Origin of the sequence: Caballeronia sp. NCF2 (assembly GCF_023631205.1) — a bacterium.
In the GTDB taxonomy this organism is placed as follows: Bacteria; Pseudomonadota; Gammaproteobacteria; order Burkholderiales; family Burkholderiaceae; genus Caballeronia; species Caballeronia zhejiangensis.
This window is the reverse complement of record NZ_JALQDN010000065.1, coordinates 160,351-182,357: the sequence shown is the minus strand read 5'-3', so window position 1 is coordinate 182,357 and position 22,007 is coordinate 160,351. Positions and strand designations below refer to the sequence as shown.

18 protein-coding genes are annotated in these 22,007 nt (G+C 64.4%); 10 read left to right on the top strand and 8 right to left on the bottom strand.

Translation table 11 applies throughout. The features are described 5' to 3' along the window. The first annotated feature begins 32 nt into the window (after positions 1–32). The gene (locus NCS02_RS26610; RefSeq protein ID WP_008346866.1) at positions 33–1,013 is read left to right on the top strand and encodes an AraC family transcriptional regulator; all 981 of its coding nucleotides are present in this window, start codon (positions 33–35) and stop codon (positions 1,011–1,013) included. Between the two features lie 14 nt (positions 1,014–1,027). On the opposite strand, the gene NCS02_RS26605 is transcribed toward NCS02_RS26610, so the two are convergent. Beyond that, on the bottom strand, positions 1,028–1,981 hold the full coding sequence (locus NCS02_RS26605) for a LysR family transcriptional regulator (protein WP_250456877.1): 954 nt from the start codon (positions 1,979–1,981) through the stop codon (positions 1,028–1,030). Between the two features lie 185 nt (positions 1,982–2,166). Here NCS02_RS26605 and NCS02_RS26600 point away from each other — a divergent pair, with 185 nt between their 5' ends. From NCS02_RS26600 to NCS02_RS26575, 6 genes are read left to right on the top strand one after another with little or no spacing between them, the layout of a single operon-like run. Continuing rightward, positions 2,167–4,212, top strand: coding sequence for a hydantoinase/oxoprolinase family protein (locus NCS02_RS26600; protein WP_250520085.1), 2,046 nt, complete (start codon positions 2,167–2,169; stop codon positions 4,210–4,212). A 4-nt stretch (positions 4,213–4,216) separates the two neighbouring features. Next, on the top strand, positions 4,217–5,950 hold the full coding sequence (locus NCS02_RS26595; RefSeq protein ID WP_175981530.1) for a hydantoinase B/oxoprolinase family protein: 1,734 nt from the start codon (positions 4,217–4,219) through the stop codon (positions 5,948–5,950). Further along, positions 5,947–7,116, top strand: coding sequence for a CaiB/BaiF CoA transferase family protein (locus tag NCS02_RS26590; RefSeq protein ID WP_250520084.1), 1,170 nt, complete (start codon positions 5,947–5,949; stop codon positions 7,114–7,116). The genes NCS02_RS26595 and NCS02_RS26590 overlap by 4 nt, the downstream gene beginning before the upstream one ends. Next, entirely contained in the window at positions 7,113–7,925 is an 813-nt protein-coding gene (locus tag NCS02_RS26585) for an enoyl-CoA hydratase-related protein (protein WP_008346858.1), read from the top strand. The genes NCS02_RS26590 and NCS02_RS26585 overlap by 4 nt, the downstream gene beginning before the upstream one ends. Positions 7,926–7,957: 32 nt before the next feature. After that, positions 7,958–9,319, top strand: coding sequence for an MFS transporter (locus NCS02_RS26580; protein ID WP_008346855.1), 1,362 nt, complete (start codon positions 7,958–7,960; stop codon positions 9,317–9,319). Positions 9,320–9,332: 13 nt separating this feature from the next. Beyond that, entirely contained in the window at positions 9,333–10,268 is a 936-nt protein-coding gene (locus NCS02_RS26575; protein ID WP_250520083.1) for a hydroxymethylglutaryl-CoA lyase, read from the top strand. A gap of 14 nt (positions 10,269–10,282) precedes the next feature. On the opposite strand, the gene NCS02_RS26570 is transcribed toward NCS02_RS26575, so the two are convergent. Then, positions 10,283–11,035, bottom strand: a complete 753-nt coding sequence (locus NCS02_RS26570) for an alpha/beta fold hydrolase (protein WP_250520082.1) — start codon at positions 11,033–11,035, stop codon at positions 10,283–10,285. Between the two features lie 225 nt (positions 11,036–11,260). Here NCS02_RS26570 and NCS02_RS26565 point away from each other — a divergent pair, with 225 nt between their 5' ends. Continuing rightward, on the top strand, positions 11,261–12,649 hold the full coding sequence (locus NCS02_RS26565; protein ID WP_008346849.1) for an MFS transporter: 1,389 nt from the start codon (positions 11,261–11,263) through the stop codon (positions 12,647–12,649). A gap of 5 nt (positions 12,650–12,654) precedes the next feature. Further along, entirely contained in the window at positions 12,655–13,644 is a 990-nt protein-coding gene (locus NCS02_RS26560) for a D-2-hydroxyacid dehydrogenase family protein (RefSeq protein WP_250520081.1), read from the top strand. A 6-nt stretch (positions 13,645–13,650) separates the two neighbouring features. Here the strand turns inward: NCS02_RS26560 and NCS02_RS26555 are convergent, their stop codons facing one another. From NCS02_RS26555 to NCS02_RS26530, 6 genes are all read right to left on the bottom strand, one after another. Continuing rightward, positions 13,651–14,454: an amidohydrolase family protein gene (locus NCS02_RS26555; protein ID WP_250520080.1), complete on the bottom strand. Its 804-nt coding sequence runs from the start codon at positions 14,452–14,454 to the stop codon at positions 13,651–13,653. Then, positions 14,451–15,458 (bottom strand): hydroxyacid dehydrogenase, encoded by a 1,008-nt coding sequence (locus NCS02_RS26550; protein ID WP_250520079.1) that lies wholly within the window; start codon positions 15,456–15,458, stop codon positions 14,451–14,453. The genes NCS02_RS26555 and NCS02_RS26550 overlap by 4 nt, the downstream gene beginning before the upstream one ends. Next, complete coding sequence (locus NCS02_RS26545) at positions 15,455–16,516, bottom strand: LacI family DNA-binding transcriptional regulator (protein ID WP_250520078.1); 1,062 nt, start codon at positions 16,514–16,516, stop codon at positions 15,455–15,457. Before NCS02_RS26545 ends, NCS02_RS26550 begins: the two co-directional genes overlap by 4 nt. A 19-nt stretch (positions 16,517–16,535) precedes the next feature. Beyond that, the gene (locus NCS02_RS26540; protein WP_250520077.1) at positions 16,536–18,431 is read right to left on the bottom strand and encodes a TRAP transporter large permease; all 1,896 of its coding nucleotides are present in this window, start codon (positions 18,429–18,431) and stop codon (positions 16,536–16,538) included. A 31-nt stretch (positions 18,432–18,462) separates the two neighbouring features. Continuing rightward, the gene (locus tag NCS02_RS26535; RefSeq protein ID WP_250520076.1) at positions 18,463–19,503 is read right to left on the bottom strand and encodes a TRAP transporter substrate-binding protein; all 1,041 of its coding nucleotides are present in this window, start codon (positions 19,501–19,503) and stop codon (positions 18,463–18,465) included. A 238-nt stretch (positions 19,504–19,741) separates the two neighbouring features. Beyond that, entirely contained in the window at positions 19,742–20,680 is a 939-nt protein-coding gene (locus NCS02_RS26530; RefSeq protein WP_250520075.1) for a LysR family transcriptional regulator, read from the bottom strand. 178 nt (positions 20,681–20,858) lie between these two features. On the opposite strand from NCS02_RS26530, the gene gbd reads away from it, so the two are divergent. Next, on the top strand, positions 20,859–21,998 hold the full coding sequence (gbd, locus tag NCS02_RS26525; protein WP_008346832.1) for a 4-hydroxybutyrate dehydrogenase: 1,140 nt from the start codon (positions 20,859–20,861) through the stop codon (positions 21,996–21,998). Positions 21,999–22,007: the final 9 nt, after the last annotated feature.

Sequence of the window (22,007 nt, the reverse complement as noted above, 5' to 3'; positions counted from 1 at the left end):
TTCTATGAACACGCCTTTATCGAACTCGACGCATGAAAACGCACCGCCCGCCCAAATTGCCGACGATGGAAACCGAAGCCGCCGCACTCGCTCGCGTGCACGCTTCGATGGTGAGTCGGCTGCTGGAACTCGCGCCGAACGAAGGCTATAACGCGACGCCGATGCCGGACATTCGCCTGTTGCGATCGAACCGTCCGCTCACGCGTACGCCGGTGCTGTACGAGCCGGGTATCGTCGTCATCGCGCAAGGCCGCAAGCGCGGCTACCTCGGCAGCAAGGTGTATGTCTACGATGCGCAGCACTATCTGGCTGTCGCGTTGCCGCTGCCGTTCTCGATGGAAACCGACGCCACCGCCGACGAACCGTTGCTCGCGGTGTACGTGCGTCTCGATGCGACGCTCGCCGCCGATGTATTGCTGCAGATCGACGAGCGCAATGGCGTGGTGCCCGGCGAGCCGGGCGGCATGGCCACGACGCGGCTCGATCTGGCGCTCGGCGAAACCATGCTGCGCTTTCTCGACGCAATGCGCGATCCGCTCGAAGCCGCGCTATTGGGGCCGACGCTGGTGCGCGAGATTTACTTTCGCGTGTTTATCGGCGAGCAGGGCGCTTCGATGCGCGCCGCGCTTGACCTCGATGGACATTTCGGGCGCATTTCCAAGGTGCTGCGCAAGATCCATTCGAGCTATGCCGAGGCGCTGACGATCGAAACGCTCGCAAGGGAAGCGGCCATGAGCGTGCCGTCCTTTCATATGCACTTCAAGGCGGCCACCAATACTTCTCCGCTGCAGTACATCAAGTCGACGCGACTGCATCAGGCGAGGCTATTGATGGCGCGGCAAGGCATGACGGCTGCGGCGGCGAGCGCGCGAGTCGGCTATGAGAGCGCATCGCAGTTCAGCCGCGAATTCAAGCGGCTTTTCGGCGGCACGCCTTCGGAAGAATTACGACGAATGAAGCGGCATTTCGCGGTGCCGGAGGCGGGGCCGTCGCCTTATGTGTCGTCGCATTGAACCGACGTTCCTCGTTAAAGCTCATTGCGTCGAAGCTGCTCGTCGCGCTTCTCTTTGCATAACTCGATGAACCTCTGCACCGGCGCCGTCGGCGTAGCGCCGCGACGCGTTGCGATCCCGTACGGCGCGCCACGTCGCTCGATACGGATCGGCAGCACCGCCATCATGCCGTGCGCCTGAAAGTATCGCGCGACCTTCAGTGGCATCAGCGCAACGGTCCCCGCGCTGGCGCGCAATAACGACAACGTCGCGAACGTCGATGACGTTTCGATCGCGTATCGCGGAAAAGGAACCTCCGCGTCGTCGAAAAGCTGTTCGAGCAGCGAGCGCATCGGCAGGGCGGCTTGCGGCACGATCCACGGATTGTCCGCAAGCGCTTCGAGCGTCAGGCGCTGCACGCTCGCGAGCGGATCGGCGCCATCGACCACGAGACACACTTCCTCCACTTCGAGCGGAATGAAATCGTAAGCCTCAGGGTGAACGCTGATGCTCGGCCGCCCGATGACGAGATCGAGCAGACGCTGATCGAGCATCGACAGCAAACGCGCGCTGTTGTCCTCCCAGACCTCGACGGACACGTCCGGCTGCACTTGCCGCAGCGCACGCAGGATGGGCGCGAGCCACTCGGGCATCGAACCCATCACCGCGCCGATGGCAAGCATCCCTCCGCCGCCGCGCATGATGGCCGCAAGCTCGTCGCGCAGCGCGCCGATCTCCGAACGCACCGCGCGCGCGTGACGAATCACGCAGCGCCCGAGTTCGTTCGGCACGATGCCGCGCGGCGAACGGGCAAACAGTTCAGTGCCGAACATCGCCTCGATTTCGCGCAGCGACTTGGTCGTCGCGGGCTGCGAGAGCGACACCTGTTGCGCCGCCTTGCGCAGCGAACCATGGTCGTCGAGCGCGATCAAAAGCGCGACGTGATTGCCGCGCAGCCGCCTCAATATCGCATCGATACTGGTTATCACCGATATAACTCCAACGTCTCACCTGATCGGAACGTTTCATTATCTGGCCGCGCCGATGCCTCTTTAAACTGGCTCGGTCGATGTTCGTCACAGCCGGGCGCTCGACGGCGCGGCTCGATCATGCCGGAACTCACGCGGCCTCGGCAAGCGCAGCAGAAATCACGCATCCACAGGAGAGAGGCAAATTGAAAAGAATCGGACTCGATGTCGGCGGCACCTTCACCGATGTCGTGATGGTGGACGACGAAGCAGGGCGCATCTGGTCGACCAAGGTGCCGACGACGCCGAAGGATCGCGTCATCGGCACGATTGAAGGCTTTCGCAAGATTCTCGAACTCTCGGGCACCGACAGCGCCGACGTATCGTTCATCGGCCACGGCACGACGATGGCGACCAACATGGTCGTCGAGGGCACCGGCGCGAAGACCGCGCTCGTCACCACGCGCGGCTTTCGCGACATCCTCGAACTAAGGCGCGTGTCGCGTCACGACCGCGCCGATCTTTACGATCTGCTGTTTGAGAATCCGCGTCCGCTCGTCGAGCGCCGCTGGCGGCTCGAAGTGAACGAGCGCCTGCGCCATGACGGCAGCATCGAAACGCCGCTCGATCACGCGCAGCTCGAAGCGCTCGCCGAAGAGATTCGCGCGTCGGATATCGAAGCCGTCGCCGTGTGCTTTCTGCACGCGCACGTCAATCCGCGGCACGAACGCGAAGCCGTCGAAACGCTGCGCCGTCTGCTGCCCGAGCGCTTCGTGTGTGCATCGCACGAAGTGAATCCCGAATCGATGGAATACGAGCGCGCGAGCTCGACGGTCATCAACGCGATGCTCGGTCCGGTCTGCGGGCGCTACATCGGCCGGCTCATCAGCGCGCTGGCGCAGCATGGCTTCGCGGGAAAATTCCTTTTCATGCAGTCGAACGGCGGGCTCGCGAGTCCGGCCATGGTCGCCGACAAGCCGATCGTGCTGCTCGAATCCGGCCCGGCGGGCGGCGTCTCGGCGGCGATCCGCAACTGCGAGAAGAGCGAGCTGAAGAACGCGATTCTCGGCGACATGGGCGGCACGACCTTCGATGTTTCGCTGATCCGCGACTCGCGCCCCGAACTGCGCAACAAGAGCCTGCTGCACACGTACACCGTGCGCTCGCCCAGCATCGACATCGATTCGGTCGGCGCGGGCGGCGGCTCGATCGTGTGGATCGACGCGGGCGGCGGCGTGCGCATCGGACCGGAGAGCGCGGGCGCCGATCCCGGACCGGCGTGCTACGGGCGCGGTGGCACGCGCCCGACCGTCACGGACTGCAATCTGGTTCTCGGCTATATCGATCCCGACAGCTTCCTCGGCGGCGAATTCAAGCTCGATGCGCAGGCGGCATGGCGCGTCGTCGATGAAGTCATCGCGCAGCCGCTCGGCGTCTCCGTGCCCGAAGCCGCGCAGGTCGTGCGCTCGGTCGCGAACGCGTTGATGGCGCAGGCCATCCGCATCATGACAGTCGAGCGCGGCTACGACCCGCGCGAGTTCTCGTACATCTGCTACGGCGGCGCGGGGCCGGTGCACGCGGTCGATCTCGCCCACGAAATGGGTATCCGGCGCGTGGTGATTCCGCCGCTGCCGGGTCTTTTCAGCGCGTTCGGCATGACGGTCGCGGATCAGCAATACGACTATCAGCGTCCGCTGGAAAGCGATCTCGCGATGATCGACGACGCGACTCTGAACGCCGCGCTCGATGAACTGGCAGCGCTTGGCATGGAAGAGCTTCAGCGTCACGGCGTCGAAGCGCAGGGCGTGAAGGTCGTGCGTCTCGCCGATTGCCGCTACGCCGGCCAGCCCGATGTCATCACGGTCGAAGTGCAGGCGGACGCAGTGGGCATCCGTGCGGCGCTCGCGCACGCCTTCGAGGATGCGCATCTGCGGCAATGGAACTTCATCAGCAAGGACAAGCCGGTCGTGGTCGCCAACGTGCGTCTGCAACTCGTGACGACGACCGGCTGGCGCGGCTCGGTCGCGAGCGCCGATGGTGGCGCGCTGCCGCAGCCGGTTCGCACCCGCGAAGTGTATTTCGATGGCCACGCGCGCACGCTGCCGGTGTTCGCGCGCACGCAGATTCCGGTCGGCGCGACGATCGAAGGGCCGGCGGTCATCGAAGAACACAGCAGTTGCGCGGTGCTGAAGGCGTCGCATGTCGCGCGCGTCGATCCCGATCTCAATCTCGTCATCGAACTGGCAGCCTGAATTCATGGACATCGTTACTTACGAAATCATCCGCAGCAGTCTCTTCGCGATCGCCCGTGAAATGAAGATCGCGATGATGCGCACCGCCGGCAGCCCGCTCATGCACGCGAGCGGCGATTCGTCGGCGGCCATTTTCGACGCCGACATGCAGCTCGTCGCGCAAGGCAACGACATCCCGACGATGCTCGGCTCGGCCGTCATCTCGACGCGCGTGTCGGTGGAAGCGGTCGGGCGCGAGAACCTGCGTCCCGGCGACGTCATCGTCAGCAACGACGCCTATGTGGGCGGCGGCAATCATCAGCCGGACGTGCAGTTCACGCGGCCCGTTTTCGCGGGCGGCAGGATCGTCGCCTTCGTGATGACGCGCGGCCACTGGACCGACATCGGCGGACAGTCGCCGGGCAGCTATACCGTCACGACGTGGGACGTGTTCGCCGAAGGCATCCGCATTCCGCCGGTGTTTCTGTATCGTAACGACGAGCCGGTGCAGGACATGCTCAACCTGCTCACGCGAAACAGCCGCAACGCGCACGAACTGCTGCTCGACATTCAGGCGCAATACGCGGGCACGTTCGTCGGCGACCGGCGCATCGGCGAACTGGTGGCGAAGTATGGCGCCGATGCATTGCGCGACGTGATGAGCCAGAGTCTCGATCACTCGGAGAAGCTCATTCGCGCGGAGATCGCACGCATTCCGGACGGCGTGTACGAAGCGCAGGAGTATCTCGATCCGATCGAGGCGCCGGGCTGGAAACAGGAGCGGCCGTTGCTCAAGGTGAAGATCACGAAGACGGGCGATCACATCACGTTCGATTACACCGGCACCGGGCCGCAGGCGCGCGGCGGCATCAACTGTCCGCTTTCGGTGACGTGCAACAGCACCTGGTTCACCGTGAAAGCGCTGACCGATCCGGGTATTCCGACCAACCAGGGCTGCTATCGGCCGGTGACGATCATCGCGCCCGAGGGCAGCGTGCTGAACTGCCGCTATCCGGCGTCGGTGGTGTCGGGCAACACGGAGACCTCGCCGCGCGTGATCGATCTGCTGCTCAAGGCGCTTGCGCCCGCAGTGCCGGAGCGCATCACCGGACAAAGCAACTGCGCGTCGTGCGCGGGCATTTTCAGCGGACGCGATACCGATGCCGCGCGCATCGCCCGAACCGGTCAGGAGTTCGTCACCATGCACGACGTCCACGCGGGCGGCATGGGCGCGCGCGCGCAGAAGGACGGCGTGAGCGGCGTGCGCGTCTACGTGGGCAACGCGGGCAGTCAGTCGATCGAAATGATCGAAGCGACTTCGCCGCTGATGGTCGAGGAATGGTCGCTCGTCACCGACAGCGGCGGCGCGGGCCGCCAGCGCGGCGGGCTGACATCGCGGCGCGTGTATCGCGTGGAATACGACGAAGCCACCTTCACCGTGTCCGGCGAACGCGGACGTTCCGCGCCCGAAGGTCACTTCGGCGGGCAGGCCGGCACGCGCTTTCTGTGCGTCGTCGAACGCGCGGACGGCAGCACGCAGGAGGTCGCGGCGAAGGGCGGACAGACGGTCGTGTATCGCGGCGATCGCGTGACCGTGCAGCCCGCGGGCAGCGGCGGCTATGGCGATCCGCGCGAACGCGATGAGAAGCGCGTCGATGCCGATGTCGCCGATGGCTACATCAGCGCCGATGCCGCCGCGCAAGTCTACGGCCGCACGCGCGAAACCATCGACGCACCGCTCGAAGTCACCGCCGAATGAGCGCGAGCGAAGCCATGAACCAGCCTTTGCCGCTCGCGGGCGTGTGCGTGATCGAGATCGGCCACAGTCTCGCCGCGCCGTATGCGGGCATGATCCTCGGGTCGCTCGGCGCGGACGTCATCAAGATCGAAAGCGCGGAACACGGCGACTACGCGCGCGATTGGGGCCCGCCTTTCGTCGACGGCGCGGCCGCGTTGTTTCATGCGGTGAATCACGGCAAAAAAAGCATCGCGATGTCGCTGTCGAATCCGGACGAAGCACAGGCGTTGCGCGAGCTGCTCTCGCAACGCGCCGATGTCGTGCTGCAAAACCTGAAGGCGGGCGGCACGGAGAAATACGGTCTCGGCGGCGAGGCGATGCTGCGCATGAAGCCGTCGCTCGTCTATTGCAATCTCGGCGCGTTCGGCACGGCCGGGCCGCTGCGCGACAAGCCCGGCTACGATCCGCTCGTGCAGGCGCTTTCGGGCCTGATGAGCTTTCTCGGTCAGCCGGGCGAGCCGCTGTCGCGCATTCCGGTTTCGGTGAACGACATGGGCACCGGACTCTGGGCCGCGATCGGCGTGCTCGCCGCGCTCTTCCGGCGCCAGACGACGGGCGCGGGCGAGATCGTGTCCGTGTCGCTGTACGAGACGGCGATCAGTTGGGCGGGCATCCAGATCGCCGACTATCTCGCGTCGGGCGTGCTGCCGGGACGCTGGGGATCGGGGACGGCCGCGATCGTGCCGCATCAGGCCTTCGAATGCGCGGACGGCACCATCATGGTCGCCGCGGGCAACGACCGCCTGTTCCGCCGCTTATGCGACGTGCTCGATATCGCCGCGCTCGCCGACGACGCGCGCTTCGTCACCAACGGCGCGCGCGTGACCAATCGCGTCGCGCTGATCGACTTGCTGCATATCGAGTTCCGCAAGCGGGGCACCGCGCACTGGCTGGAAGCGCTCGATACGGCGGGCATTCCGTGCGGACCGATTCAGACCATCGATCAGGTCGTCGAACACGAGCAGACCAAGGCGCTCGATCTGCTGCGCATCACCGACGACGGCGCGGCGACGGTCGTCGGCGTGCCGATTTCATTCGGCGGCGTGCGGCCTGCGCGCACCGGCGTCACGCCGAAACTCGGCGAACACAATCATCTGCTGGCGAAGAAAACACTGGAGACATCGTGAAACTTGCATCGCAACTGGTCGGCGCGCTCGACACGCTGACGCTCGAAGAAATCGACGAACAGATTCTCATCGTCAAGCTGAATCGTCCGGAAGTCTCGAACGCGATCAGCACGACGATGGGCGACGAGATCATCCGCGTATTCGGTGCGCTCGAAGCGAACCCCGCGCTGTATCGCTGCGTGATCCTGACGGGCGCGGGCGAACGCGCGTTCTGCGGCGGCGCGGACCTCAAGCAGCGCGAAGGCATGACCGACGAGCAGTTCGGCGTGCAGCACTATCTGTTCGAGCGCATGAACCGCGCGCTCACGTATTGCCCGGTGCCGGTCATCTGCGCGGCCAACGGCGCGGCGGTCGCGGGCGGACTCGAACTGCTGCTCGCGTGCGACTTCGCTTATGCCGTCAGCCACGCGACGTTCGGCTTCACCGAAGTGAAGCGCGGCATCATGCCGGGCGGCGGCGGCACGCAGCAACTGCCGCGCGCGATCGGCGTGCGGCGCGCGAAAGAGCTGATCCTGCGCGGCGGCAAGTTCACGGCGCAGGAAGCGCTCGCGTGGGGCGTAGTCAACCGGCTGTGCGAGCCGGGGCGCGTGCTCGCCGACGCCATCGACGCCGCGCGCGACATCTGCACGAGCGCGCCGCTTTCGGTCGCGCAGGCGAAGAAGGCGATCGACCTCGGCATGCAGGGCGATCTGCGCACCGGGCTCTATCTGGAAATCGAAGCGTATAACCGGCTGATTCCGACCGAGGATCGTCTCGAAGGCATCAGCGCTTACAACGAGAAGCGCGCGCCGCGATTCAAAGGCCGCTAGATCAAAACCCGGACTCACCGGAGGAGACAGACATGACACCCGACATCGGCAGCTTCGACAGACCCAAGGCCGAAGCGACCTACGGCAAGATCACGCGCAGGCTCATCCCCTTTTTGTTCCTGTGCTATGTGTTTGCGTTTCTCGATCGCATCAACATCGGCATCGCGCAACTCGACATGAAGCACGACGTGGGCTTCAGCGATCTCACTTACAGCATCGGCGCGGGCATCTTCTTTCTCGGCTACGTGCTGATGGAAGTGCCGAGCAATCTGCTGCTCGCGCGTATCGGCGTGAAGCGCACGTTCTCGCGCATCATGATTCTGTGGGGCTTGATCGCGGCGGGCACGGCGTTCGTCACGCTGCCATCGCATCTCTATACCGTGCGCTTCTTTCTCGGGCTCGCGGAAGCGGGGCTTTATCCCGGTGTGATCTTCTATCTCACGCGCTGGTATCCGGTCGAGCGGCGCGCGAAGGTCATCGCCATCTTCACTTGCGCGACGGGCATCGCGGGCCTGTTCGGCGGGCCGCTGTCGGGCGCGCTGATGACATACTTCGACGGCTATGGCGGCCTGCACGGCTGGCAGTGGATGTTCATCGTGCAAGGCTTGCCCGCGAGCGTGCTCGGCGTGATCGCGTTCTTCTTTCTCGATGACGGCCCGCAGCAGGCGAAGTGGCTCACCGAGAACGAAAAGGCGATCGTGCTCGACGACATCCGCAAGAGTTCGAGCGTCTCGACGAAGCACGCGGAGCATACGTTCGGCCGCGCGCTGAAGGACTTTCGCGTCTACGTGATGGGCTTCGTGTGGTTCACGCAGATCGCCGGCGTATTCGCGATCGGCTTCTGGCTGCCGACGCTCATCAAGAGCGCGGGTGTGTCGGGCGCGTTGCAGATCGGCTGCTATTCGGCGATCCCGTACTTCGTGAGCTGGATCGCGCTCATCGCGCTGAACCGTCATTCGGATCGCACGATGGAGCGGCGCTGGCACTGCGCGATCGCGATGGTGTTCGGCGCGGCCGGTCTCGTCGTCGCGGCGTTCACGACGGGCAACCTTGCGCTGTCGCTCGCGGCGTTGTCGGTGGCCACCGCCGGCATCCTCGCGCCGAATCCGCTGATATGGGCGATCTCGACCGATTACATTCGCGGCAGCGGCGCGGCGGGCGGCGTCGCGGTGATCAACTGCGTCGGCCTGCTCGGCGGCTTCGTGAGCCCGATGATCATCGGCTCGATCAAGACGATGACGAACAGCATGGCGGGCGGACTCGGCGCGATCGCGCTTCTGATGGTGCTCGGCGCAATTGCAGCCGTGGTGCTTGCGCCGTCGACATCGGCGGTCGCAAGCGGCGCAGGACATACGGATGAAGGCAGCGATGCCGTCGCGGACGCGACCATCTGAAACCGGAGCAGACATGAAAGAAAGAGACGTGCAGATTCGCGAAGTGGGCTTGCGCGATGGCTTGCAGATGGTGCGAACGCTCCTCACGAGCGGGCAAAAGCTCGAATGGTGCGCGCGCATGGTCGATGCGGGCGTGGTCGATATCGAAGTGACGTCGTTCGTGCCGCCGAAAGTCGTGCCGCAATTCGCGGATGCGGTCGAGGTCGCGGCAGGCGCGCTTGCCATCGACGGTCTTCATGCAGCGGCACTGGTGCCGAATCTGAAAGGCGCGCAACGTGCATTCGATGTGGGGCTGAACAAGGTGCATTACGTGCTCTCCGCGAGCAACGAGCACAACCTGAAGAACGTGCGGCGCAGCACGGCGGAATCGGTCGCGGACTTCGAGCGCATCGCGGCGGCGCGTGACGAACTGAATCGCGATGTCGTGCTCGGCGCGGGCGTGGCGACCGCGTTCGGCTGCACGATCGCGGGCAAGGTCGAAGAACGCACGGTGCTCGGACTCGTCGAGACGCTCATCGATGCGGGCGCGCAGGAGATCACCATCGCCGATACGGTCGGCTATGCGAATCCCGCGCAAGTGCGCGCGCTGATGCGGCAGGTCATGTCGCTTGCGGGAGCGGTGCCCGTCGCCTGTCACTTCCACGATACGCGCGGGCTGGGCCTCGCCAATGTCATGGCTGCGCTCGATGCAGGCGTGCGTGCTTTCGATGCATCGCTCGGCGGGCTCGGCGGCTGTCCGTTCGCGCCCAACGCGACGGGCAACATCAGTACCGAGGACACGGTGTTCATGCTCGAAGCGCAGGGCTTGCGCACGGGCATCGACATAAACAAGCTGCTGGCGATACGCGAGACGATCGCCGCATGGTTGCCGGGCGAGCCGTTCACGGGCGCGATCGCCCGCGCGGGACTACCCGCGACCTTCGTCGCTCGCGAGGCCGTCGCCGCGTAACTTCAGTCAGCGGCTCAGGATGCCGCCGCGAGCCGTTCCAGCAGATCGGCGAGCAGGCCGGGCGCGAGCACCATCGCGTCATGGCCGGTGTCGATGCGCTCCCAGCCCCAATCCGGGCATTGCGATTTGACATGCTCGCGCACCGGCGCGAGCGTGTCGTATGAAGGATTCGCGCAGTGCACGTAAGTGCAGGGCAGGCCATTGCCGAGCGGCGATTGGAGTTGAAGCGGCGTGGTGTAGGTCGCGAGCGGATGGGGCGTGAGCCGCCGGTAAACCCACTCGGCAAGCGGATGATCATCCGGAATGCCGGTGCCTTTCAGTCCGTTGACGGGCATCGCGATTGCCTGGCCGCTTGCGCCGACCGATGCCATGCGCTCATCGACGACGCTTGCGGGCAGCACATCGAACGCGGACTGGCCGCTTTGCGCGAGCAGGCTGTCGAGGAAGACGATGGTGCGCAGCGTGTGCGCGATGCGATCGGCGACGCCCGACGCGACGAGTCCGCCATAACTATGGCCGACCAGCACGACGCCGTTCAATTCCTCCGCCTCGATGACGTTGACGATATCCTCGATGTTCACATCGAGCGACGTGACCGACCCAATCAGATGATGGCGCTCGCCGAGTCCGGTCATGGTCGGCGCGACGACGCGATGACCACGCGCGATCAGTTCATCCGCGACGAAGCGCCAGACCCAGCCGCCATGCCATGCGCCGTGAATCAGGACGAAGTTGAACTGCGTGTCGTTCCGTGGACTGCTCTTCAAGTCGGTCTCCTGATCGATGTGCACGAATGCACAAATCGTCTCAGAGATAGCGCGGCCACGCAACCGGTTACGCATGCAACTATCACCGCTGCTTACTGGTTATCACCGATATAACCCGCGCGTCTCACCTGATCTGATCTTTTCACTATCCGCGTCTATCGATGTTTCTTAGACTGGCTCCATTGCTCGAATCGTGGCCCACGCCGTCAATCATGGAGAGCGCGAGTGAACCCGTCCGTTGTGGAATCCGATCCGGCGTCAGCCGATTCTTCGCAAGTTCCTTCCACCGCACTCGCGCATGAGCGGGCGCTCTACTGGCGCGTCACGCTGCGCATCGTGCCCTTGCTTTTCGTGTGCTACGTCGTCGCGTTTCTGGATCGCATCAATGTCGGCTTTGCGAAGTTGCAGATGCAGGACGCGCTCGGTTTCAGCGACAGCGTGTACGGCCTAGGCGCAGGCATCTTCTTTCTCTCATACTGTCTGCTCGAAGTGCCGAGCGCGATGCTGCTCCGGCGCATGGGCGCGAAGAAGACCATCGCGCGCATCATGATCTGCTGGGGCATCGTCGGGGCATGCTCCGCGTTCGTCACGAACGTCACGCAGTTTTATATCGTGCGTCTGCTGCTCGGCGTGTTCGAAGCGGGCTTCTTTCCCGGCGTCATCTTCTATCTGAGCTCGTGGTTTCCGGAGAGACGGCGCGGTGTCATCATCGCTTGCTTCATGGTCGGATTTCCGGTCGCGGGTCTTGTCGGCGGTCCGGTCTCCGGTTGGGCGATGACGAGCCTCGCGAACGTCGCCCATCTCGCCGGATGGCAATGGCTTTATATCGTCGAGGCATTGCCGGCGGTCGTGCTCGGTCTCGTCACGCTGATGCTGCTGGACGACAACATCGACAAAGCGAAATGGCTCACCGAAGCGGAGAAGGGCGTGCTTCGCCAAGGTTTCGATGTCGAGATGGAACGAAAGCGAAGGGCAGGGCAACACGGTCACGCGAAGCTCGCCGAGGCGCTCGCGGATCCGAAAGTCTATATGCTCGCGTTCATCGATTTTGCCTTCGTTTGCGGCACGTATTCAGTGACGTTCTGGCTTCCGACCGTCATGAAAGACTCGGGCATTACGAATCTTTCGCTGCTCGGATGGCTTTCCGTCATACCGTACGGAATGGGCGCGATCGGGATGGTCACGATAAGCCGAAGCTCGGATCGCATGCTCGAACGCCGTTGGCATGCGGCGATCTCGGGTTTCATCGGCGCTGCCGCGTTGTTGATGGTTTCGCATCCGACCAACTCGCCCGCGTTGACCGTTGCGTTGCTGACGGTGGCCTGCGTCGGCATCTTCGCGACCAACGTGCTGATCTGGTCGCTCGCAGCGGATTATCTGAACGGATCGCCGGCGGCGGCGACGAGCATCGCGTTCGTCAATTGCATCGGCTTGTTGAGCGGCTTTTGCAGTCCCTTCGTCATCGGATGGCTGAAGACCGCGACGGGAACGCTCGTCAGCGGCCTCTACGTGATGACGGCGATACTCGTCGCGGGCATTCTCGTGATGCTGCTCGGCTTCAAACGTCATACCGAAACGCAGGCGCGCGCCGCGCTGACGGCAGGAACAGAGTGAACCCTATGCATAACATCGCCATTCTCGATGACTTCCAGAACACCGCGCTTCGCTTCGGCGAGTGGAACAGCTTGCGCGAACACGCGGACATTACCGTTTTCACGGACCCTATCCGCGACGAGAACGAACTGGTCGAACGTCTTCGACCCTACGACATTCTTTGCGTGATGCGCGAGCGCACATGGTTCACGCGCAGCGTGCTTTCGCGATTGCCGAATCTGAAATTGCTGGCAAGCACGGGGCCGTGGAATGCAGCCATCGATATCGAAGCCGCCGATGAACTCGGCATTGCCGTATGCGGCACGGCATCGTCGCCGACGGCCGCCGCCGAGCTTGCATGGGCGCTCATTCTCGCCGCGACGCGGCACATCCCGAGCGAAGTGGCATCGTTCAGAAGGGGAGGCTGGCAGGTGTCGGTGGGCGGCGATCTGCACGGCAAGACCATCGGACTGATAGGACTCGGCTATACCGGCGGCGCGACCGCGCGAGTCGCGCAGGCTTTCGGGATGCACGCCATCGCATGGAGTCAGAACATGACGCAGGAGTCCGCCGCGAAATTCGGCGCGCGCTACGTGTCGAAGGAAGAATTGCTCGCATCGAGCGATATCGTTTCGATTCATGTGCGGCTATCGGAGCGCACGCGCGATCTCATCGGCGAGAAGGAGCTCGCGACGATGCAATCGCACGCGCTGCTCGTGAACACGGCACGCGGACCGATCGTCAGCGAACGCGCGCTGATCGCTGCGTTGACCGCGAAACGAATCGCGGGCGCCGCGCTCGATGTTTTCGATCAGGAGCCGTTGCCCGCCGATCATCCGTTCCGATCGATGGATAACGTGATCGCGACATCGCACATCGGTTATGTCACCGATGACTCTTATCGCATCTACTACGGCGAGTCTGTCGAAAACATTCGCGCATGGATCGCGGGCACGCCCATTCGCGTGCTGACGTCCGAGAAACGCGAGATCAGTTACGTCAGCGGGGTCGCATAGCGGTCGCTAGAACCGATACAACTCAGCGGGATTGTCGACGAGTATCTTGCGGCGAACCGCGTCGCTTTCCACGAGCCGCATCGTCCAGTCGAACATGCGCGCGTCGTCCGGAACGGGCTTGACGTTCGGATGCGGCCAGTTCGACGCCCACACGCCGCGCTCGGGAAAACGCGCCGATATCGCGCGCACGAGCCAGGACACGTCGTCGAAATCGGGCGCGCCGGTGCGCGAGCTTTCATACGGCGCGGACAGCTTGATCCAGCAACGCGGTCGGTCGAGCAGGCGGCACAGCGACGCGAATTCATCGCTTTGCGATGTGACCGGCGCAAGGAACTTGCCGAGATGATCGATGACGAGATTCGACGGCAAACGCGCGAGCATCGCTTCGTGCTGCGGCAGCGTGTGGCCGTCGAGCTGAAGGTTGATGTTCCAGCCGAGCGGTGCAATGCGCGCCGAGATGTCCGCGAGTGCGTCCCACGGCAGCACGCCGCCCGGCAGCATCATGAAGCGCACGCCGCGAATGCCCGCATCGTGCAGACGCTGCAGTTCGTCATCGCCGATATCCGGCGGGACCACCGCGATGCCGCGCGCGCCGTCGCCCAGTTGCGCGATGGCCGCGAGCGTGCAGCGATTGTCGAAGCCATACCCGGTCGGCTGCACGACGATCGCGCGCGAAAAGCCCAGCGTGCGCTGCACGTCCCGATACGCCGATGCGGGCGCGGGCGGCGGCGCGAACGTAGCGGTCTTGGCGAGCGGATAGCCTGCTTCGTAGACGTGAATGTGGCAGTCGCAAGCGCCTTCGAGTTTCATCGCGCGTGCTCCTGCACATCGAAACCGGCGAGACGGAACGCTTGCGCCGCGTTCACCGCGCCCGCGGGCACGCGGCCTTCGAACAGCGCTTGCGTTTGTGCGACCGTTTCCATCGATTGATGCTCGATCGCGCCCGGCGTCAGCCCGCCGACATGCGGCGCCGCGATCACGCGCGGATGCGCCGCGAGCACCGGCGCGGGCATCTGATCGGCCGCGCGTCCGACATCGAGCGCGCATCCCGCGAGATGGCCGCGCTCGAGCGCATCGAGCAGCGCGTCATCATCGACGAGTTCACCGCGCGCGGCGTTGATGAAGTACGCGCCGCACTTCATCGCGGCGAAGGCGCGCGCGTTCATCAGATTCGCCGTCTGCGCATTGGCCGGCGCGAGGCACACGACGAAGTCCGACTGCGCGAGCAAGTCATCGAAGCCGGTTTGATGAAGCCGCGTATCGTCGATCGTCGCGTAAGGATCGGACACGACGACGCGCATGCCGAATGCCAGCGCCAGATCGCAAAGATAGCGCGAAATCTGTCCATAGCCGATCACACCGAACGTGCTGCCGCGCAACTCGCGGCCCATCATCGGCGCGGGCGCTTCGTGGCGATGATAAGCCTCCGCATACGCGGTCGTGCCGCGCGCGAGATCGAGCATGGCGCCGATCACCCACTCCGACACGGACGGCACGAAGCCCGCGCTCGCCTGCGTGACGAGCACGCCGACCTCGCTGGCGGCATCGACATCGACGGTGCGAATATCCACCGCGCAGCGCACGAACGCGGCGAGCTTCGGCAGCGCCTCGAACAAGGCGCGCGGCGCGGGCGTTTGCCGGTACGCGATGATGACATCGGCATCGTGCGCGGCATCGGCGAGTTCGGCGGTCGTCAGCTCGCGATCTTCAGTGTTGTACGCGACGTCCGCGAACGCCGCGAGCGCAGCCGAAGCGCGTGCGCCGAAGTAATGATCCAGCATGTGCCGGGGATGACTCACGAATACCTTGTTCATGTCCTCGTCCTGATTCGTTTCGCGGGCGCGGCGACCGACTCGCGCTCCACCAGCGTGATATCCGTGAACAGCGCCTGCTCCGATGCCGGCATGGGTTCGTCGTGTGGACGCATCGCGCGCTCGACCATCGCGGCTGCCATGGCGGGCACGGGAAGCTGCACGGTCGTGAGCGCGGGATTCGAGATCGCCGCCAGAAAATGTCCGTCCATGCCGACGATCGACACGTCTTCCGGCACGCGCAAGCCGCACTCGCGCAAACCCGCCATCAGGCCGAGCGCCATCAGATCGTTGACGGCGACGATGCCGGTCGGGCGCGCATCGTCCTGCGCGAGCAGACGCGCGAGCGCGCGGCCGTTTTCGGCGATCATCGAATCGCCGTATTCGTTCACCGGGCCGCTATCGAGCACGCGCGCCGTCTGCGCGAGACCTGCATCGTTTGCGGCGGAAAGAAAGCCGTTGATCTTGTCGCGCCGGCTCATCGTCACGCCGGTCAGCGTGGCGAAGGCGAGCCGCGTATGGCCATGTTCGATGAGATGCCGCGTCGCGATGCGCGCCGCTTCGAAGTTGTCGGGCGTGACGTGCTCGACGCGCGTCGCTTCGCCTTCGGTCGCGCGCCGGTCGTAGCTCACGACGACCATGCCGCGCTCGACGGCGGTTTCCAGATGCCGCTCGTTCGCGAGCGACGAGATCACGATCACGCGCCGCACGCCTTGCGAGAGCAAGTCCTCGAAGAACGACGCTTCCTTCGCCGGATCGCGATAGGTGTTGCCGATCATCACGCGATAGCCGTAGCGCTCCTGCGCATACGTTTCCACTTCGCGCGCGATATAGCCGTACATCGGATTGGCGATCGATGGCACCAGCAGTCCGATGATCGGCGCCTGCCCTGTCTTCAACTGACGCGCAAGCGTGCTCGGACGGTATTGCAGCGCGTTCATCGCGGCCTGCACGCGTGCGAGCGTTTCCTGGCGCATCTGGTCGGTGCGGCCGTTCAGCACGTTGGATACCGTGCTTACGGACACACCGGCCTCGCGGGCGACATCCTGAATGGTGCTCATAAGGTTTGACATCTGCCGGCTACAGGCCGAGCCGGGTCGGCAACCACAACGAAAACGACGGCACCAGAATCAGCGCAACCAGTGCGATGAACAGCACCAGCAGATATTTGAGCATAGGACGCGCGACGGCTTTCATTTCCGTGCCGGTGATGGCGCAGGTCGCGAAGAGCCCGAGCCCGACCGGCGGCGAGAAGAGACCGAGGCCCATTGCGACGACGATCACCGTGCCGAAGTGCAGCGGGTTGATGCCGAGCTGCGTCGCGATCGGCGTGAGCAGCGGCCCGAAGATGATGAGCGCGGGCGCGCCTTCCAGCACCGCGCCGAACACGATCATGATGAGCACGGACAGCAGCAGGAACATCGTCGGGCCGTATTGATGCGCGAAAGCGATCATCGAATCGGACACGAGCGCGGGAATCTGCTCGATGGTCAGCGCGAAAGACACGCTCGAAGCCGCCGCCACGATGAACAGAATGCTGCTCGCCATCGACGCGGAGCGCACGAACACGCGCGCCACCGACTTCGGCGTGAGCTCGCGAAACGCGATCCAGCCGACGATCAACGCATACACGACGGCGAAAGCCGACACTTCCGTCGATGTCGCGATGCCCGAGGTCACGCCTTTGCCGATCATCGTGATCATGACGAGCGCGACCAGCGCGCCGCCGGCGAGCGGCAGCCACTTGCGCGGGTTCGTGAGCGCATCGGCGAGATTGATGCGCCGGCCGCAGATCACCGCGATGATCGCGAGCGCCACCGCCAACACCGCCGCCGGAACGACGCCCGCGAGAAACAGACCCGCGATCGAAATGTTGGCGACAAAGCCCATGATGATCATGTTCACGCATGGGGGAATGGTCTCCGCCATCACGGCGCTGCACGCGAGAAGCGCCGCCGCTTCGTTCGGATCTTCCTTGCTCTGGCGCACGGCAGGCATGACGACGCCGCCGACCGCCGCGATATCCGCGAGCTTGGAGCCGGATACGCCCGAGAAGAACGCCGTCGCCATGATCGTGATGAGGCCGAGTCCGCCGCGCACGCGCCCGAAGATGCGCAGCAGCAATTCGATCAGGCGCGACGACATGCCGTTGGTTTCCATCAGCAAGCCCGCCAGCACGAAGAACGGAATCGCGAGCAGCACGAAGTGGTCGGTGCCGGCCATCACTTGCTGCGAGTAGACGAGCATCGGCAGGGTCGGTTCGGCGAGGAAGTAGAGCAGGGCCGAGAACGCGAGCACGAAGCCGATCGGCACGCCGAGCACGAGTCCGCCGATGAAACCGGCCATCAGCAGAAAGCCGGGCTTGAGCGCGTGGGCGGGCACGAATGCGTTCCACGCGAACACGGCTGCCGCGAGCAGCACGCAGCCGGCGAGGGTGCCGAGCACGGTCTTGCGCGCACCGTTCAGCGCGTTGGCGAGCGCGAAGACCGTCATGAAGACGCTGCCGATCACGAGCGGATAGACGTTGATCCACGCGGGCAGGCCGCTCGGCGTCATCTGGCCGTAGGAATCGACGAGCAGCAGACACGACGACACGCACAGATTGCCCGCGACGCCCGCGATCACCCAATGTCCGACGTGCACGAGCGCGGGTTGCCAGCGCCTCGGCAACATGCCGCGAAACAGGTCGACGCCGACGTGCTGGCTGCGTCCGAGCACGGTGGCCGCGCCGAAGAACACGAGCACGATCATCAGCGCGCCGGCGACTTCCTCGGCCCAGTCGAACGGATCGTGCAAGAAATAGCGGTAGATCACCGAAAGGAACACCACGATCACATCGACCGCGAGCACGGCCGCGCAGAAGTATTCGATCCAGTGCATGAGGCGCGCGAGGCCGCGCGCGAGCACGGTCTCATGGCCGAAGCCGGGCGCGGCGAGTTGCGCCTCGGGTCCGGGCGTCGCGGAGAAGGTGGTCATGGTGTCGGCCTCTTTGACGTCGTTGGTGCGCTCAAGCGCGCGCGGCGGCGATGGCGGCGAACAGCGGCGCGGTCGCCGGATACTGCTTCGCGAAACTCGCATACAGCTGCGACTGCATTTCAGCGCGTGCGGTGTCGCGATCGGCCTTCGACATCGGGTAGAAGGTCATGCCTTTCTTCTTCAGTTCCTGCTCGGCGGCGGCGGCGGTCTGAATGGCGGCGGCGCGCTGCTTCGCGGTCGCGTCCTGCGCCGCTTTCTGAAACGCGGGACGCAGGTTTTCCGGAATCTTCGCGAGCGCGCGGCGGCCCGTCACGACGACGAGCGGGCTGAACACGTGCTGCGTCTGCCAGCACGACTTCACGACTTCGTCGTACTTGCTTGCGAGGACCGTTGCGCAATCGTGTTCGAAGCCATCGACGACACCGGTCTGCGCGGCCATATACAGCTCGCCGATGGGAATCGGCGTGGGCACCGCGCCCATCAGCTTGAAGGTTTCCATGAAGGCGGGTGTGGGCAGCACGCGCAGCTTCACGCCTTTGATATCGGCGAGCGACTGCGTGGGCTTCTTGGTGAACACGTTGCGCGCGCCGAAGGAATAGCCCCACGTGAGCACCGAGCAGCCCGCGCGCTGTTGCAGCAGCGTATCGAACGATTTGCCGACGGTGCCGTCCATCGCGCGGCCGACGTGATCGAAGTTGTCGAACACATACCCGAGATCGAGCATGCCGAGCTCGGGCAGCGCGGTTGCCCAGATCGACGAGCCCGTCACCATCATGTCGACCGCGCCGACTTTCACCTGCTGGACGACGTCGCTTTCCTTGCCGAGCTGGTTGTTCGGGAAATAGTCGATGCGAATCTGATCGCCGACGCTCGCCTTCAGGTTCGCGGCGAGGTTCTGATACCAGACGTAGTGGGCGGCGTTTTCGTTCGGCGGCATCGATGACGACAGCCGCAACGTGGCCGCGGGCTGCGCGCGCACGATCGCGGGGAAGCCCGCGCCCGCCGCCGCGAGCGTTGCCGCCGAGGTCGTCTGAAGGAACCGTCGGCGGGAAATGCCTGAACCGAATTGCATGGTGTTGTCTCCTGGATGCCGCTCTGGGCGCGGGCGGAAATAGGCAGCGCGACACGATAGGCGTGGCGCGACTGTATCGATTTAGTGTATCGATACAGTAAAGGGAAGCGTGGGTGGGTCATATGGGCGTATACCCGCGGGCAATCACGCGCCGAGGTGGGTTCGAAGAGGGAGAAAGCGCTGAAACTCGAACTGCCGCGGCAACCGCACTCCACCGCATCCTTTCGCGGCAGCGCTTCTAACCCCCCAACACCTCCTTCTCCGCCGCCAGTTCGTTTCGCAACAGCCGCGCCCCGGGCGACAGCGGCGCGCCTCGCGTGGTCACGAGCTCATACGGCTCGCTGCGCGAGGTGAACGACAGCGGCAAAATGCGCGTGGCTTCGTGCCTGACGAAGAACTGAGCCACGTCGATGGACACCAGCGCCACGAACGAAGGATTGTCCTGAAGCAGGCTCAGCGTCGCGAAGGCCGACGTCGTCTCCAGCAGGCTCGACGGAAAGCGAATCGCGGCTTGCTGAAATTCGCGCTCCAGCAGCACGCGCATGGGCATGTTCGCGCGATAGACCACCCAACGGTACGCGGCCAGATCCTTGAGCGTCACTTTCTTCGCCTTGCGTAACGGATGCTGCACGTTCGCCACGACCGCGAGCGTTTCATCCTGCAGCTTGATGCTCTCGTACATCTCCGGATGCTGGCTGACCGAGGTCCGGCAGATAGCCAGGTCCAGCCGTCCCGCATCGATGAGACTCAACAGCGTCTCGCTGGCGTCCTCGATGATCTCGACAGACATCTCAGGCTGCCGCGCGATCAGCGCGGACACGGCCCGGGTCAGCAAAGGCACGGCGCCCATGATGACGCCGACCGCGACACGTCCGCCATGTCCCCGCAGGATGCCCGCGATCTCTTCCCGCATGTGCGACAGATCGGTGTAGATCAGCCGCGCATACCGGATCGCGCAATGGCCCGCGTCATTCGCTTCGAGCCCGCGCCGCGTGCGCGTGAACAGCGCTGTACCAAAGGTGGTTTCGATTTCCTGAAGCGCCTTGCTCGCGCCCGGTTGCGTCAAGCCGACTTGATTGGCCGCTTTCAGAAGCGAACCATGATCGCCCAGCGCAACAAGCAACCTGAGTTGCCTGACGTGGAGGCGCGAGGCGATCGAATTCACGTTGGGTGTCATGAGACTTGAGCGGGAGTTATATCAGCATGAGAGCTTCTCAATTTTGCTCCGATGCGCCGCTCTCTATACTTCGCCGAAAGCACGCATGAAAACAGCGCGCCTCGATCATTTCCGGAAGATGGGCAGCGCAAACCGACAGCGCGTCGAGTATCGGAAACTATAACGGAAGGTCATCATCATGTCTCTCATCAACTACGTTACGCAGATCCAGTTCGACTTCGGCGCGGTGAACCTGCTGAAGAGCGAATGCGAACGCCTTTCGATCCGACGGCCGCTGATCGTCACGGACCGGGGCATTCGTGCCGCGGGCATTCTCGACACGGTGCTGAAGGTGCTGGAGCGCGCCGACGGCGAAATGATCTACGACGCCACCCCGCCGAATCCCAACGAAGCCGCGGTGCGCGAAGCGGTCGCGCTGTACAGGCAAGCGGAATGCGACGGCATCATCGCAGTGGGCGGCGGCTCGTCGATCGATCTTGCAAAGGGCGTGGCCGTCTGCGCGACGCACGAAGGCCCGCTCCAGAGCTTCGCCGTCATCGAGGGCGGCGCGAGCCGGATCACCGCGAAAACCGCGCCGGTGATCGCGGTGCCGACCACGGCGGGCACCGGCAGCGAAGTCGGACGCGGCGCCATCCTGATCCTGGACGACGGCCGCAAGGTGGGCGTGATCTCGCCGCATGTCGTGCCGAAGGTCGCGATCTGCGATCCCGGCCTGACGGTCGGCCTGCCGCCGCAACTCACCGCCGCCACCGGCATGGATGCGATCGCGCACTGTCTGGAAACCTTCATGTCGCCGATGCGCAATCCGCCGGCCGACGGCATCGCGCTGGACGGCTTGCGCCGCGCCTGGGCGCATATCGAACGGGCCACGAAAGAGCCGACCGACCAAACCGCGCGGGAAAACATGATGATGGCTTCGATGGAAGGCGCACTCGCTTTCCAGAAGGGACTGGGCTGCGTCCATAGCCTGAGCCATTCGCTCGGCGGAATCGACCCGCGACTGCATCACGGCACGCTCAACGCCATCTTTCTGCCGGCGGTCGTGGAGTTCAACCGAAGCGCTCCGTCCATGCGCGACGAAGAAAAGATGGAGCGCATGGCGAGCGCCATGCAGTTGCGTCAGGACACGGAGATTTCGTCGGCGCTGCGCGACATGACGGCACGCCTCGGCTTGCCGACCGGCCTTCGGGCGCTGGGCGTCACGCGCGAGATGTTTCCGCGCATCGTGTCGGGCGCGCTCAAGGATCACAGTCACAAGACCAATCCGCGCGAAGCATCGGAAGCGGATTATCTCGGCTTGCTGGAAGCGTCGTATTGACGAAGAGAC

What these genes read in the sequence shown, in the direction of transcription:
- NCS02_RS26535 (WP_250520076.1), bottom strand. Translation starts at nt 19,503, where the DNA reads ATGCAATTCGGTTCAGGCATTTCCCGCCGACGGTTCCTTCAGACGACC.
- NCS02_RS26610 (WP_008346866.1), top strand. Translation starts at nt 33, where the DNA reads ATGAAAACGCACCGCCCGCCCAAATTGCCGACGATGGAAACCGAAGCC.
- NCS02_RS26545 (WP_250520078.1), bottom strand. Translation starts at nt 16,516, where the DNA reads ATGAGCACCATTCAGGATGTCGCCCGCGAGGCCGGTGTGTCCGTAAGC.
- NCS02_RS26575 (WP_250520083.1), top strand. Translation starts at nt 9,333, where the DNA reads ATGAAAGAAAGAGACGTGCAGATTCGCGAAGTGGGCTTGCGCGATGGC.
- NCS02_RS26590 (WP_250520084.1), top strand. Translation starts at nt 5,947, where the DNA reads ATGAGCGCGAGCGAAGCCATGAACCAGCCTTTGCCGCTCGCGGGCGTG.
- NCS02_RS26550 (WP_250520079.1), bottom strand. Translation starts at nt 15,458, where the DNA reads ATGAACAAGGTATTCGTGAGTCATCCCCGGCACATGCTGGATCATTAC.
- NCS02_RS26555 (WP_250520080.1), bottom strand. Translation starts at nt 14,454, where the DNA reads ATGAAACTCGAAGGCGCTTGCGACTGCCACATTCACGTCTACGAAGCA.
- NCS02_RS26595 (WP_175981530.1), top strand. Translation starts at nt 4,217, where the DNA reads ATGGACATCGTTACTTACGAAATCATCCGCAGCAGTCTCTTCGCGATC.
- NCS02_RS26540 (WP_250520077.1), bottom strand. Translation starts at nt 18,431, where the DNA reads ATGACCACCTTCTCCGCGACGCCCGGACCCGAGGCGCAACTCGCCGCG.
- NCS02_RS26530 (WP_250520075.1), bottom strand. Translation starts at nt 20,680, where the DNA reads ATGACACCCAACGTGAATTCGATCGCCTCGCGCCTCCACGTCAGGCAA.
- gbd (WP_008346832.1), top strand. Translation starts at nt 20,859, where the DNA reads ATGTCTCTCATCAACTACGTTACGCAGATCCAGTTCGACTTCGGCGCG.
- NCS02_RS26580 (WP_008346855.1), top strand. Translation starts at nt 7,958, where the DNA reads ATGACACCCGACATCGGCAGCTTCGACAGACCCAAGGCCGAAGCGACC.
- NCS02_RS26560 (WP_250520081.1), top strand. Translation starts at nt 12,655, where the DNA reads ATGCATAACATCGCCATTCTCGATGACTTCCAGAACACCGCGCTTCGC.